Raw genomic sequence first — 13834 nt, forward strand, 5'->3', positions numbered from 1 at the left:
GCGGATAGTCTAGGATACAAGGCCTTCATTCTAGACATTGCGCCGTTTGGCGACTAGCTGCCCATGCCCATTCAGAATTCCCCGTACAAAGCATTTGCCACTCTGCTCAATACCAGTGGCCATCCGGTTTCCCCTGCCGAACTGCACGGCCTGTTGCTGGGGCGCAGTTGTGCCGGTGCCGGCTTCGATAGCGAAGGCTGGTTTGCCGATGCTTCCGTACTGCTCGAGACCGAGCCTGAGGACAATGTTCGTCAGGCATTGATCGGTCTGCAGGAGATGGTCAAGGGCGAACTGACCAGCGACGACATGACCGTCGTGCTGTTGCTGCCCGGCGACGACGAGCCGCTGGCCGAGCGCGCTGCCGCACTGGGCCAATGGTGCCAGGGTTTCCTGTCGGGCTTTGGCCTGGCGGTCGGAGATGCGGTTCTGAGCATCGAAGCCACTGAAGTGCTGCAGGATCTGGCGGCCATCGCCCAGGTACAGGATGCACTGGAAGAATCCGAGGACGGCGAAAGCGACTACATGGAAGTCATGGAGTACCTGCGTGTCGCGCCACTGCTGCTGTACACGGAGTGCAGCAAGGCCGTTGCGCCACAGCCCAAGCCTTCCCTGCACTGATTGTTCATCGCATGCCGGGTCAGGATTTCGACAGCCCTGACCGGCTTGCTCAACCAGGGGACCCCGTCTGCCCATGATCCATATCCCGAAGTCCGAATACGCCCGCCGACGCAAGGCCCTGATGGCCCAGATGGTGCCCAACAGCATCGCCATTCTTCCGGCTGCGGCTGTTGCGATTCGCAATCGTGATGTCGAGCATGTCTACCGGCAGGACAGTGACTTCCAGTACCTGAGCGGCTTTCCCGAGCCCGAGGCTGTGGTGGTGCTGATTCCGGGGCGCGAATATGGCGAGTACGTGCTGTTCTGCCGCGAGCGCAACCCGGAGCGAGAACTGTGGGACGGGCTGCGTGCCGGTCAGGAAGGTGCCGTTCGGGATTACGGGGCCGACGATGCCTTCCCGATCAACGATATCGACGACATCCTGCCGGGCCTGATCGAAGGACGGGAGCGGGTGTACTCGGCCATGGGCAGCAACCCTGAATTCGACCGGCATCTGATGGAGTGGATCAATACGATTCGTTCCAAGGCTCATCTGGGGGCGCAACCGCCGAACGAGTTCGTTGCGCTGGATCATCTGCTTCACGATATGCGCCTGTATAAATCGGCAGCGGAAGTGAAGGTCATGCGCGAGGCTGCGCAGATTTCCGCTCGCGCCCACATCCGGGCGATGCAGGCCAGTCGTGCCGGGCTCCATGAATTCAGCCTGGAAGCCGAGCTGGATTACGAGTTTCGCAAGGGCGGGGCCAGAATGCCTGCCTACGGGTCCATCGTCGCTTCGGGCCGTAATGCCTGCATCCTGCACTATCAGCAGAACGACGCGCCGCTCAAGGATGGCGATCTGGTGTTGATCGATGCCGGTTGCGAGATTGATTGCTATGCCAGCGACATCACCCGCACCTTTCCGGTCAGCGGGAAATTCTCGGCAGAGCAGAAGGCGATTTATGAGCTGGTGCTCAAGTCTCAGGAAGCGGCGTTTGCGGCCATCGGCCCCGGCAAGCACTGGAACCAGGCACACGAAGCGACGGTCAGGGTTATTACTGCCGGGCTGGTGGAGCTGGGCCTGTTGCAGGGCGATGTGGACGAGTTGATCGAGACCGAAGCGTACAAGCCGTTCTACATGCACCGCGCCGGGCACTGGCTGGGCATGGACGTGCATGATGTCGGCGAATACAAGGTCGGCGGCGAATGGCGGGTACTGGAGGTCGGCATGGCGCTGACCGTGGAACCGGGGATTTATGTCTCTCCCGACAATCAGAATGTCGCGAAGAAATGGCGAGGTATCGGTGTGCGAATCGAGGATGACGTAGTGGTGACCAGGAAAGGGTGCGAGATTCTTTCCGGTGACGTGCCCAAGACCGTCGCTGAAATCGAGGCCCTGATGGCCGCTGCACGGAATCAGGCCGCATGAGCCGTTTCAATCTTGCAATCATCGGGGGTGGTCTGGTGGGAGCCAGCCTTGCTCTGGCCTTGCAGGCAGGTGCAAAGGCGCGAGGCTGGAAGATCGTACTGATCGAACCTTTTGCACCGGGCGACAGTTATCAGCCCAGCTACGATGCTCGCTCTTCGGCGCTGTCGTTCGGAGCGCGGCGCATTTATGAGCGTCTTGGCCTGTGGCAGCAGATCACCCGGCGTGCCGAGCCCATCCTGCAGATTCAGGTGTCTGATCGCGGGCGCTTCGGTGCGACCCGTCTTGCCGCCATGGAAGAAGGTGTTCCTGCGCTGGGTTATGTGGTGGAAAACGCCTGGCTCGGTCAATGCCTGTGGGCGGGGCTGGATCGCGAGGTCGTGACATGGCGCGTGCCCGCTGAGGTCAGGCACATGCAGGTATTGGCCGATGGCTATCGACTGACCCTCAATGACGAAACCGAACTGGAGTGCGATCTGGCGGTGCTGGCCGATGGTGGCCGCTCCAGCCTGCGCGAGCAGTTAGGCATTGCGGTACGCGAGCGTACTTACGATCAGAGCGCCTTGATCGCCAATATCACCCCGAGCGAAGCCCATTGCGGGCAGGCGTTCGAGCGCTTCACCGATGACGGCCCCATGGCTCTGCTGCCCTTGCCGGAAAACCGCTGTGCGCTGGTCTGGACCCGCAAGGGCAATGACACCCAGCGGCTTGCAGCGCTGGATGACCGCAGCTTCCTCAGCGAACTGCAGAATGTATTCGGTTACCGCCTTGGCACCTTGCGTCAGGTCGGTACGCGCCATGTGTATCCGCTTTCTCTGGTGGAAGCCGAAGAACAGGTTCGCTCGCATCTGGTTGTGCTGGGCAATGCCGCTCACAGCCTGCATCCGATTGCCGGTCAGGGTTTCAACCTGTCGCTGCGTGATGCCGATGCCCTGGCTGAAGCCCTGCTGGAAAGCGACAAGTCACCGGGTGATCTGACGACCCTGCTGGCCTATCGCGAAAGGCAGCGCCTCGATCAACAGATGACCGTGGGCTTTTCCGACAAGGTCACCCGGCTGTTCGGCAGTACGCAGCCGGTGATCACGGCAGGCCGTAACCTCGGATTGCTGGGGCTGGACCTGCTGCCACCGGCCAAACGCTGGTTTGCCCGCCAGGCCATGGGCCTGGGGACTCGATCCGATGTGTGACCCACGAACTTTTAGAACACGGCTTTGGCCGCAAGCGAGAACGATCTAAGCATGGAAACCCGCGCAGATGTGCTGATTGTCGGAGCCGGAATGGTCGGCAGCGCCCTTGCATTGGCCCTGCAAGGCAGTGGCCTGGATGTGGTCGTGGTCGATGGCGGCCCGCTGAGCGTCAAACCCTTCGACCCGCAATCGTCCTTCGAGCCCCGCGTCAGTGCCCTGTCGGCGGCCAGCCAACGGATTCTGCAACGCCTTGATGTCTGGGAAGGCATCGCCGCCCGTCGCGCCAGCCCTTATGGGCAGATGCATGTGTGGGATGGCAGCGGTACCGGCGAAATCCATTTCTCTGCATCCAGCGTGCATGCCGAAGTGCTGGGCCATATCGTCGAAAACCGCGTGGTGCAGGATGCCTTGCTGGAACGGCTGCACGACAGCGATATCGGCTTGCTGGGCAATGCCCGTCTGGAGCACATGCGCCACTCCGGCGATGACTGGCTGCTGACCCTGGCCGACGGTCGTCAGTTGCGTGCGCCGCTGGTCATTGCGGCCGATGGTGCCAATTCGGCGGTGCGCCGCCTGACAGGCACGCCGACCCGGGAATGGGATTATCTGCATCACGCCATTGTCACCAGCGTGCGCACCGCAGACTCACATCGCAGAACGGCCTGGCAGCGTTTTACCGACGATGGTCCGCTGGCGTTCCTGCCGCTGGAGCGTGAAGGCGAGCACTGGTGCTCCATCGTCTGGTCGGTGACTCCGCTTGAGGCCGAGCGCCTGATGGCGCTGGATGACGAAGCCTTCTGTCGCGAGCTGGAGCGGGCTTTCGAGGACCGCCTGGGAACGGTGCTGGCCGCCGACCCGCGAGTGTGTGTGCCGTTGCGTCAGCGTCATGCCAAACGTTATGTCGCGCCGGGGCTGGCGCTGATTGGCGATGCTGCCCACACCATTCACCCGCTGGCCGGGCAGGGCGTGAACCTGGGCTTCCTGGATGCTGCGGTGCTGGCCGAAGTGCTGTTGCATGCTGCCGAGCGTGGCGAGCGTCTGGCCGATGTTCGGGTGCTGGGCCGTTACGAGCGCCGTCGCATGCCACACAACCTGGCCCTGATGGCGGCCATGGAAGGTTTCGAGCGCCTGTTCCAGGCTAACCCGCTGCCGCTGCGCTGGCTGCGCAACACCGGCCTGAAGATGGTCAACCAGATGCCGGAAGCCAAGGCCATGTTTGTGCGTGAAGCGCTGGGCTTGTCAGGAGAGCTGCCGGAGCTTGCCCGCCTGTAGGAGCAAGTGCTGTCAGGCCAGTTCGATTGCGGGAGGCAGCTTGCTGGCGACGCCTTCCGCATCATTGGCAGCCATCCGCCATATGGCGTTGAAACATTCGGTAACGCCTCGGGTGGCTGTTCGATTGTGATCGAAAATGGGATTAACTACCATTTCGCCTCATTTTTCGAACGCGAGAGACTCCCATGCAGGCTAGCAAGCGTCTTCTGGCTGCTTTGACACTGACAGTACTCGGCAGTACTGCCCAGGCCGCTGACGAGGTCGTGGTGTATTCATCGCGTATCGATGAACTGATCAAGCCGGTCTTCGATGCCTACACGGCCAAGACCGGGGTGAAGATCAAGTTCATCACCGACAAGGAAGCTCCGCTGATGCAGCGCATCAAGGCCGAAGGCGAAAACGCCACGGCTGACCTGCTGCTGACCGTCGATGCCGGTAACCTGTGGCAGGCCGAGCAGATGGGTATTCTGCAGCCGTTCACCTCGCCGGTGATCGATGCCAATATCCCGTCCCAATACCGTTCCTCCAGCCATGCCTGGACCGGCCTGAGCCTGCGTGCGCGCACCATCGCCTACTCGACGGATCGCGTTAAGTCTGCCGAGCTGAGCACCTACGAAGCCCTGGCAGACAAAAACTGGGAAGGGCGTCTGTGCCTGCGCACCGCCAAGAAGGTCTACAACCAGTCCCTGACAGCGACCCTGATCGAAACCCATGGTGCCGAAGCGTCCGAGAAGATTCTCAAGGGCTGGGTCAATAACCTGTCCACCGATGTGTTCTCCGATGACATTGCGGTGCTTGAGGCCATCGATGCCGGACAATGCGACGTCGGCATCGTCAACACCTATTACTATGGCCGCCTGCACAAGGAAAACCCCGACCTGGCAGTGAAGCTGTTCTGGCCGAACCAGTCGGATCGTGGTGTACACGTCAACCTGTCGGGTATTGGCCTGACCAAATACGCACCACACCCCGAGGCCGCCAAGGCGCTGGTGGAGTGGATGACAGGGCCAGAGGCGCAAGCCATCTTCTCTGGCACCAACCAGGAGTTCCCGGCCAATCCGAAAGTCGCGCCATCGGCAGAAGTCGCCAGTTGGGGCGCGTTCAAGGCTGACACCATTCCTGTCGAAGTGGCGGGCAAGCGTCAGGCCGAAGCGATTCGCATGATGGATCGTGCTGGCTGGAATTGATTTAATACCGCCACGCCCCGTAGGAGCGAATTCATTCGCGAAAGCAGCCCGCCAGACACTGATGATGTCGAGGCCCAAACTGCTTCGCGGATAAATCCGCTCCTACACGTTTCCTCATGATTTCCGAGATATCCCTTGGCCCATCCCGTCCAACGTCGCTGGTATCCCCTGGTTTTTGCCATCGCCGCTCTGGTGCTGTTGCCGCTGAGCGTGTTGCTGCTGTCCTGGGAGAGCATCGACCGGGAGATCTGGTCCCATCTGCTGGAAACCCAGATGGTTCGCCTGTTGAGCAACACGCTGATTCTGGTGCTGGGAGTGGGCATCGGTGTCACGCTGCTGGGCGTCAGTCTGGCGTGGCTGACCAGCCTCTGCGAGTTTCCCGGCAGGCGCTGGCTGGACTGGGCCTTGATGCTGCCCTTCGCGATTCCGGCGTATGTGCTCGCCTTTGTCTTTGTCGGCCTGCTGGACTTCTCCGGCCCCGTTCAGACCCTGATGCGGGAATGGTTCGGCAACGGCCTGCGACTGCCCCGCGTGCGCTCCACGGGCGGGGTGATCATCGTTCTGGTGCTGGTGTTCTATCCCTACGTCTATCTGTTGGCACGCACGGCGTTTCTGGCGCAGGGCAAAGGCCTGATGGAAGCGGCCCGGGTGCTGGGGCAGTCGCCGTTGCAGGCTTTCTGGCGGGTGGCGCTGCCCATGGCGCGCCCGGCCATCGGTGCCGGTGTGGCACTGGCCTTGATGGAAACCCTGGCGGATTTCGGCGCGGTGTCGGTATTCAACTTCGATACGTTCACTACGGCCATTTACAAGACCTGGTACGGCTTCTTCAGCCTTTCCAGTGCCGCGCAACTGGCGAGCCTGCTGCTGTTGGCCGTCATGCTGGTGCTCTATGGCGAGCGCCGTGCGCGGGGCGCCAGTCGGGCGACCAACGAGCGGCCACGAGGCAAGGCGCTCTATCATCTGCGGGGCATGAAAGCGCTGGCGGCCAGTGGCTGGTGCGGGCTGGTGTTCATCTGCGCCTTTGCCGTGCCCATGCTGCAGTTGATCGTCTGGGTCTGGCAGCGTGGGCGTTTCGATCTGGATGAGCGTTATACCGGTCTGATCCTGCATACGCTCTATCTGGGTGGCATTGCTGCGTTCATCACCGTTTGCGTGGCGCTGATTCTGGCTTTTGCCCGACGCATGGCGCCCACTCCAGCGATTCGCTCCGGCGTGAGTCTGGCCAATCTCGGCTATGCACTGCCCGGTTCGGTGCTGGCCGTTTCGATCATGCTGGCCTTCAGTTATCTGGACCGACAACTGGTGATCCCGCTCTCCGGCTGGCTGGGTGGCGCTGGCAAACCCTTGCTGCTGGGCAGCCTGTCGGCTCTGGTGCTGGCCTATCTGGTGCGCTTCATTGCGGTGGCCTATGGACCGCTTGAAAACAGCCTGTCGCGGATTCGTCCTTCGCTGCCGGAGGCTGCCCGCAGCCTTGGGGTCAGTGGGCCAAAGTTGTTTTTCAAAGTGTATCTGCCACTGCTGGTGCCGGGGGCCTTGAGCGCGGCATTGCTGGTCTTCGTCGACGTGCTCAAGGAGATGCCCGCCACCTTGCTCATGCGTCCGTTTGGCTGGGATACCCTTGCGGTGCGCATCTTCGAGATGACCAGCGAGGGGGAATGGGCGCGTGCAGCCTTGCCCGCCTTGACGCTGGTACTGGTCGGGCTGTTGCCCGTGATCGGGTTGATCCGGCGCTCGGCGCGTCAGATTGGTTAGTCACTCCCCATACGGCTACAATGCGCCGCAATCGGTGCGGTCTGTCAGACCGTTCGGCATGCTGTCATTTGCTGCAAACCTCTAGCCACGAGGGGCTGCCTTTGATCTGCCGGTCCGCACCTTCGCCACGCCCGGAAGGAGAAACCCATGGGACAGCGTACCCCACTCTTTGACCTGCACCTCGCGCTTGGCGCGAAGATGGTCGATTTTGGTGGCTGGGACATGCCGTTGCATTACGGATCGCAAGTCGAGGAGCACCATCAGGTGCGCCGCGATTGCGGAGTGTTCGATGTCTCTCACATGCATGTGATTGATGTCATGGGCAGTCAGGCAAAGGCCTGGTTGCGTTACCTGCTGGCCAACGATGTGGAACGGCTTAAAAGTCCGGGACGTGCGTTGTACAGCGCCATGCTCGATACCCGTGGCGGTATCGTCGACGACATGATTGTCTACCTCACCGCCAGCGGTTATCGCCTGGTGGTCAATGCGGCAACCGGTGCCAAGGATCTGGCCTGGATGCAATCGCACCTCACCGGTTTCGATGTGCAACTGGTCGAGCGCACCGGGCTGGCCATGCTGGCAATTCAAGGTCCACGGGCCAGAAGCCGGATTGCCGAGCTGGTGTCCAGCGCGCGGGCCGAAACCATTCATCAGCTCAAGCCTTTTGAAGCCCATGATGACGGCGACTGGTTCATTGCCCGTACCGGTTATACCGGCGAGGACGGCCTGGAAATCATCCTGCCAGCCGAACAGGCTCCCGGCTTTTTCAACGATCTGGTCGGCGCGGGCATTTCCCCTATCGGTCTGGGGGCGCGAGATACATTGCGTCTTGAGGCCGGCATGAATCTGTATGGCCAGGACATCGACGAAAACGCCTCGCCGCTGGTTTCGAACATGGGCTGGACCATTGCCTGGGAACCGGCAGAGCGTGATTTCATCGGTCGCGATGCACTGGAAAGCGAGCGTGCCGCAGGCGTCGCCTCGAAACTGGTGGGACTGGTGCTTGAGGAGCGCGGCGTGTTGCGGGCGCGTCAGGTCGTGCGTATCGCAGAAATTGGCGAAGGAGAGATCACCAGTGGTAGTTTCTCTCCTACGCTAAGCAAGTCGATTGCCCTGGCACGTGTTCCGATGGCAACTGGCGACCGGGCCGAAGTCGAAATCCGCGGCAAATGGTATCCGGTGCGTGTAGTGCAGCCAGCGTTTGTACGTCATGGCAAAACCCTGATCTAACCTATCTGGCGGGTTTTCCGCTGACTCGATGTAGAGGATGACTAAATGAGCAATATTCCCGCCGAACTGCGTTTCGCCGAAAGCCACGAATGGGCGCGCCTGGAGTCCGACGGTACGGTAACTGTGGGTATCTCCGATCATGCTCAGGAAGCGCTGGGCGATGTGGTATTCGTCGAGCTGCCGGAAATGGGCAAGGTTTTCGCCGCCACTGAAGCTGCTGGTGTGGTCGAGTCGGTCAAGGCTGCTTCCGATATCTACTCGCCTGTCTCGGGCGAAGTCATCGCGGTCAACGAAGAATTGGCCGATGCTCCGGAATTGCTGAACAGCACTCCTTACGAAGCCTGGATCTTCAAACTCCAGCCAGGCAATGCCACAGCCGATCTGGCAAAACTGCTGGATGCCGAGGGTTACAGAAACTCCATCGGCGAGTGATCCCGAGGCAAAAAAATGCCGCTCGTATGAGCGGCATTTTTCATGGGGCCGATTACTGGTTTTCGGCGACCAGATTCTTGGCCAGGATCGCGTTGGCCAGTTCCATGTCCGTTGCATTCAGGCCTGGGTTGTCTTTGCGAACCTGCTGGATAGCGGCTTCCAGGAATGGACCACGGATGCCGCCATCGCTGGCGACGAAGCTGCCGGCGTCATCCTGTGCAGCGACGATCAGCTTGTGATCCTTGAAGGTCAGGTAAGTCGAACCGGTGGTCGCACCGGAAGAAATCACATTACGCCAGAAACCGTCGGCCATCGCTGAACCGACCGGAAGTGACAGTAAGGCACATGTGATGACTGCATGTTTGAGGCGCATGGTGTTACTCCGACTGTGGTTGTTCTGAGAGGTTGGATAGCCGGAGCGGTGGTTGAGTTCAATTCGGATTCGGCGCCTCGACCTTGAGGATGGCCCCCTCCTGACCAATGACCTTTACCAGACTGCCTGTCGGCGCGTCTGGTCCTGTCACGATCCAGACGGTATCGGCGGCCTTGATCTTGCCTCTTCCATCGACAATTGCGGTCTGGACGGTAAAGGTGCGCCCGATCAGTTCCTGTCCGCGCATGTTCAAGCCTGGTTGATCCGATGGGCGAGCCACGCTGCGCTGCCTGTGCCACCAATAGGCCGCAGTCAGTACCGAAAACAGGGCGAAAAGCAGAAACTGCAAGGCCCACGGCATTTCGGGCATGACGAAGGTCAGGATACCGACCGATGCTGCCGCAATGCCGATCCACAGCAGATAACCGCCCGCACCGAAGACCTCGAAGATCAGCAGCACCGTGCCCAGTCCAAGCCAGTCCCAGGCCGACAGGTTTTGCAGAAAATTCATGGTGCGGGCCTCAGGCTTTCGGATTGTTGAAGGTGGCTTTGACAATCTCTCCGATACCGCCCACGGCTCCGATGACCTGGCTGGCTTCCAGTGGCATCAGGATAACCTTGCTGTTATTGGCGCTGGCCAGTTTGCCCAGGGTTTCGACGTACTTCTGGGCCACGAAGTAGTTGACGGCCTGCACGTTTCCGCCAGCGATGGCTTCGGATACCACCTGAGTGGCCCGTGCTTCAGCTTCGGCCTGACGCTCCCGTGCCTCAGCCTCCAGGAAGGCCGCTTGACGACTGCCTTCGGCCTCGAGGATCTGTGCTTGCTTCTTGCCTTCTGCGGTAAGAATTGCAGAAGCACGCAAGCCTTCGGCTTCAAGGATCTGCGCCCGCTTGATCCGCTCGGCCTTCATCTGGCCGGACATCGCCGCCATCAGGTCGGCAGGCGGGCTGATGTCCTTGATTTCGATCCGGGTGATCTTGATGCCCCATGGCGCGGTGGCTTCATCGACCGTGCGCAGCAGGCGCTCGTTGATGTTGTCCCGCTGGCTGAGCATTGCATCCAGCTCCATGGAGCCGAGCACGGTACGAATGTTGGTCTGCAGCAGGTTGCGGATGGCATGTTCGAGGTTGTTGACCTCATAGGCGGCCTGGGCCGTGTTGACCACCTGAAAGAAGCAGACGGCATCGATCTGTACGGTGGCGTTGTCGGCGGTGATGACTTCCTGAGGCGGGATATCCAGCACGCTTTCCATGACATTGATCTTGTGACCGATCCGGTCCATCACGGGCACGATGATGTTGAGTCCGGGTTTGAGGGTGGTGGTATAGCGCCCGAAGCGTTCTACCGTCCACTGGTAGCCCTGTGGCACAACCTTGAAGCCCATGAACACGACGGCTACTGCCAGCCCGACGAATAACAGAACCACACTGCCGATTTGCATGACGTTTCCCTGTGCTTTCTATGTTGCGTTCGTTTTCTAGCGCTGCTCGCTCTGTGGCGTGACCCGCAGCACTTCCTCCAGTGTCGTCAGCCCCGCCGAGACTTTCTGCGCGCCGGACAGGCGCAGGCTGCGCATGCCTTCCTTGAAGGCCTGGCGGCGCATGGCGGTCAGGTCCAGATCGGCGCTGATCAGGGCTTTGACGCTGTCGGACATCAGCATGATCTCATAGACGCCAGCCCGTCCACGGTAACCGGTTTCGCGACATTCCACGCAGCCGACGGCCTGATGCGCGCCGCTCGGCACCGGAGCCTGCCAGGGGCGGGTCAGGGTCTGCCAGTCGGTTTCGTTCAGGTTGATCGGGGCCTTGCAGTGCGGGCACAGGGTGCGCACCAGACGCTGTGCCATTACACCAAGAATGGTGGCCTTGAGCAGGTAGTGCGGCACGCCGAGCTCCAGCATGCGGCTGATGGCGCTGGGAGCGTCGTTGGTGTGCAGGGTCGAGAGAACCAGGTGGCCGGTCAACGCGGCCTGAATCGCCATTTCCGCGGTTTCCAGGTCGCGAATCTCGCCGATCATGATGATGTCCGGGTCCTGTCGCATCAGGGCACGGACACCGCTGGCGAAGGACAGGTCGATGTTGTGCTGGACCTGCATCTGGTTGAAGGCAGGTTCCACCATCTCGATGGGGTCTTCGATGGTGCACAGGTTGACCTCGGAGGTCGCCAGCTTCTTGAGTGTGGTGTAAAGCGTGGTGGTCTTGCCCGAACCGGTCGGGCCGGTGACCAGAATGATGCCGTTGGGCTGATTGGTCATGCCCTGCCAGCGTCGCAAGTCATCGCTGGAGAAACCCAGTTGATCGAAGTCCTTGAGCAGCACTTCGGGGTCGAAGATCCGCATCACCATCTTTTCGCCGAACGCGGTGGGCAGGGTCGAGAGCCGCAACTCCACCTCGCCGCCATCGGGCGTGGTGGTCTTGACCCGACCGTCCTGAGGTTTGCGCTTTTCCGCAACGTTCATCCGCCCGAGGCTTTTCAGACGGCTGACCACCGCCATCGTGACCTGTGACGGGAACTGATAGACGTTATGCAGTACGCCATCGATACGAAAACGCACGGTGCCTTGCTCGCGGCGCGGCTCGATATGGATATCGCTGGCGCGTTGCTGGAACGCGTACTGGAATAGCCAGTCAACGATATTGACGATATGCGCATCGTTGGCGTCGGGCTCCTGATCGCTGGCTCCGAGCTTGAGCAACTGCTCGAAGTTGCCCATGTTGCTGGTTTTCAGATCGGTTGCATTGGCGCCGCTGACGGATTTCGCCAGCCTGAAGAACTCCACCGTCACGCGCTGGATATCGACCGGATTGGCCACCACACGCTTGATGGTCAGCTTCAGCACATGGGCCAGGTCCTCTTCCCAGGCGCGCACATAAGGCTGCGCGCTGGCGATGGTCACGGATTCGCGATCCACGGCCACAGCGAGGATCTTGTGGCGCTGGGCAAAGGCATAGGACATCAGCGGCATGACGGCCGCGACATTGATTTTCAGCGGATCGATACGCATGTATGGCTGGCCGCATTGCTGGGCGAGCCAACTGGTCAGGGTTTCCAGATCGAGCTTCTTGCCCGGACGCTTGAGGTCATCGAACTGCAGGGACGCAATGAACTCCAGCGGATGGAGCTGGATATTGGCCGCGCTACGGCGCTGGGTAAGGGCTGTTTCTGCATCGTTCTGACTCAGTACGCCTTGGGCGACCAGATCACGTAGCAGGTCGTTCAGATCGAGCCAGCGATCCTGTGACGATGGGGCGAGGACTGCCATGCGCGCTCCTTGAGGCAATTCATCATCGGACGATGAGCAAGAATAGTCCTCAAGCGTGACAGTGTTGAGCCCTCTATGCGACCGGGAATTACGAATGTCTTCAAGACAATTCAGCCAGCGGCTAGTGCGACATGCGGATGAGCGGCTTGCGGGGCGTGGATCTGCTCCAGTTCCACGGAGCAGACATCGATCAGATTGCGCATTTTTTCGCCAATCACCTGAGCCCGATGCCAACTCAGCCCCTCGACTGTCAGGTTGATGGCCAGTAGCCTGTCCTGCCGTGAAGCAATGACGTTCTGCGGTGTCAGGTACTGCATCGCGAACAGATTGAGTACCTGACAGAGCAGAGCCGGTTCGGCTTCGGCCAGCACCTGATAGCGCGCGCAGCAGGAAGCAGTGGCGGGTGACCAGGTGTCCGGGCGAAGTTCCGGTGCTGAAACGGCTTCAAGGTTGGGCATACTGGCCTCTCCTGTATTGAGTGGAGGAAATTCTTGCACGCCGAAACGGAAATTTCTGGTCTATGATCAATAGGTTTAGGCTTTTTTGGAATTGTTAATGCGCAATATGGATTTTAAAGGGATTGTTTATGCAAGTTGAGCTGGATGCTTACGACCGCAAGATATTGGCATTGCTGCAGGAGGATGCCTCGCTTTCCAGTGCCCAGGTGGCCGAGAAGGTGGGTTTGTCGCAGTCGCCCTGCTGGCGACGGATACAGCGGCTGAAGGATGAAGGCGTGATTCGGCGTCACGTGACACTGCTGGACCGCAAGAAAATCGGTCTCAACACGCAGATCTTTGCCGAGGTCAAACTCAACGCCCATGGCCGCTCGAATTTCACCGAATTCACCGATTCGATCCGTGGCTTCCCTGAAGTGCTGGAGTGCTACGTGCTGATGGGCTCGGTGGATTTCCTGCTGCGCATCGTGACATCGGATATCGAGGCGTATGAGCGGTTTTTCTTTGAAAAACTGTCGCTGGTGCCGGGGATTCAGGAAGTGAACTCGACCGTGGCGTTATCCGAAATCAAATCCACGACCAGCTTGCCGATTGTGAAGTAGCTGTCACTTGTGGGAGGGGCCTTGGCCACGACGACCCAGCTTGCAGGCAACACATTTC

Annotated in this window: 14 protein-coding genes; 9 read left to right on the plus strand and 5 right to left on the minus strand. The window is 60.2% G+C overall.

All coding sequences use genetic code 11. From position 1 onward, the window contains the following. Nucleotides 1-63: 63 nt before the first annotated feature. The 8 genes from JSY17_RS12705 to gcvH all read left to right on the plus strand — a co-directional run bounded on the left by JSY17_RS12705 (nt 64) and on the right by gcvH (nt 9083). Complete coding sequence (locus JSY17_RS12705) at nt 64-618, plus strand: YecA/YgfB family protein (RefSeq protein WP_117182622.1); 555 nt, start codon at nt 64-66, stop codon at nt 616-618. A 73-nt stretch (nt 619-691) separates the two neighbouring features. After that, entirely contained in the window at nt 692-2026 is a 1335-nt protein-coding gene (gene pepP / locus JSY17_RS12710) for a Xaa-Pro aminopeptidase (protein ID WP_122371980.1), read from the plus strand. Continuing rightward, nucleotides 2023-3210, plus strand: a complete 1188-nt coding sequence (gene ubiH, locus JSY17_RS12715; protein WP_122371981.1) for a 2-octaprenyl-6-methoxyphenyl hydroxylase — start codon at nt 2023-2025, stop codon at nt 3208-3210. Before pepP ends, ubiH begins: the two co-directional genes overlap by 4 nt. A gap of 51 nt (nt 3211-3261) precedes the next feature. Continuing rightward, entirely contained in the window at nt 3262-4482 is a 1221-nt protein-coding gene (locus JSY17_RS12720; RefSeq protein WP_117182619.1) for a 2-octaprenyl-3-methyl-6-methoxy-1,4-benzoquinol hydroxylase, read from the plus strand. A gap of 185 nt (nt 4483-4667) precedes the next feature. Then, nucleotides 4668-5669: an extracellular solute-binding protein gene (locus JSY17_RS12725; protein ID WP_206401848.1), complete on the plus strand. Its 1002-nt coding sequence runs from the start codon at nt 4668-4670 to the stop codon at nt 5667-5669. A gap of 135 nt (nt 5670-5804) precedes the next feature. Then, nucleotides 5805-7421, plus strand: coding sequence for an ABC transporter permease (locus JSY17_RS12730; protein WP_206401849.1), 1617 nt, complete (start codon nt 5805-5807; stop codon nt 7419-7421). A 147-nt stretch (nt 7422-7568) separates the two neighbouring features. Further along, complete coding sequence (gcvT, locus tag JSY17_RS12735) at nt 7569-8651, plus strand: glycine cleavage system aminomethyltransferase GcvT (protein ID WP_117182616.1); 1083 nt, start codon at nt 7569-7571, stop codon at nt 8649-8651. Nucleotides 8652-8696: 45 nt separating this feature from the next. After that, nucleotides 8697-9083, plus strand: a complete 387-nt coding sequence (gene gcvH, locus JSY17_RS12740; RefSeq protein ID WP_206401851.1) for a glycine cleavage system protein GcvH — start codon at nt 8697-8699, stop codon at nt 9081-9083. A gap of 52 nt (nt 9084-9135) precedes the next feature. On the opposite strand, the gene JSY17_RS12745 is transcribed toward gcvH, so the two are convergent. From JSY17_RS12745 to JSY17_RS12765, 5 genes are all read right to left on the minus strand, one after another. Continuing rightward, entirely contained in the window at nt 9136-9456 is a 321-nt protein-coding gene (locus JSY17_RS12745) for a DUF2388 domain-containing protein (RefSeq protein ID WP_117163688.1), read from the minus strand. Between the two features lie 58 nt (nt 9457-9514). Beyond that, a complete protein-coding gene (locus tag JSY17_RS12750; RefSeq protein WP_117163687.1) occupies nt 9515-9967 on the minus strand; it encodes an NfeD family protein in 453 nt (150 codons plus the stop codon). Nucleotides 9968-9977: 10 nt separating this feature from the next. Further along, nucleotides 9978-10898 (minus strand): SPFH domain-containing protein, encoded by a 921-nt coding sequence (locus tag JSY17_RS12755; RefSeq protein WP_200998002.1) that lies wholly within the window; start codon nt 10896-10898, stop codon nt 9978-9980. A gap of 36 nt (nt 10899-10934) precedes the next feature. Next, nucleotides 10935-12719, minus strand: a complete 1785-nt coding sequence (locus tag JSY17_RS12760) for a GspE/PulE family protein (protein WP_117182612.1) — start codon at nt 12717-12719, stop codon at nt 10935-10937. A gap of 110 nt (nt 12720-12829) precedes the next feature. Beyond that, complete coding sequence (locus JSY17_RS12765; protein WP_122371985.1) at nt 12830-13177, minus strand: hypothetical protein; 348 nt, start codon at nt 13175-13177, stop codon at nt 12830-12832. Between the two features lie 128 nt (nt 13178-13305). On the opposite strand from JSY17_RS12765, the gene JSY17_RS12770 reads away from it, so the two are divergent. Continuing rightward, the gene (locus tag JSY17_RS12770) at nt 13306-13776 is read left to right on the plus strand and encodes an Lrp/AsnC family transcriptional regulator (protein ID WP_117163683.1); all 471 of its coding nucleotides are present in this window, start codon (nt 13306-13308) and stop codon (nt 13774-13776) included. Nucleotides 13777-13834: the final 58 nt, after the last annotated feature.

It is taken from the genome of Pseudomonas capsici, assembly GCF_017165765.1.
Lineage (GTDB): Bacteria > Pseudomonadota > Gammaproteobacteria > Pseudomonadales > Pseudomonadaceae > Aquipseudomonas > Aquipseudomonas capsici.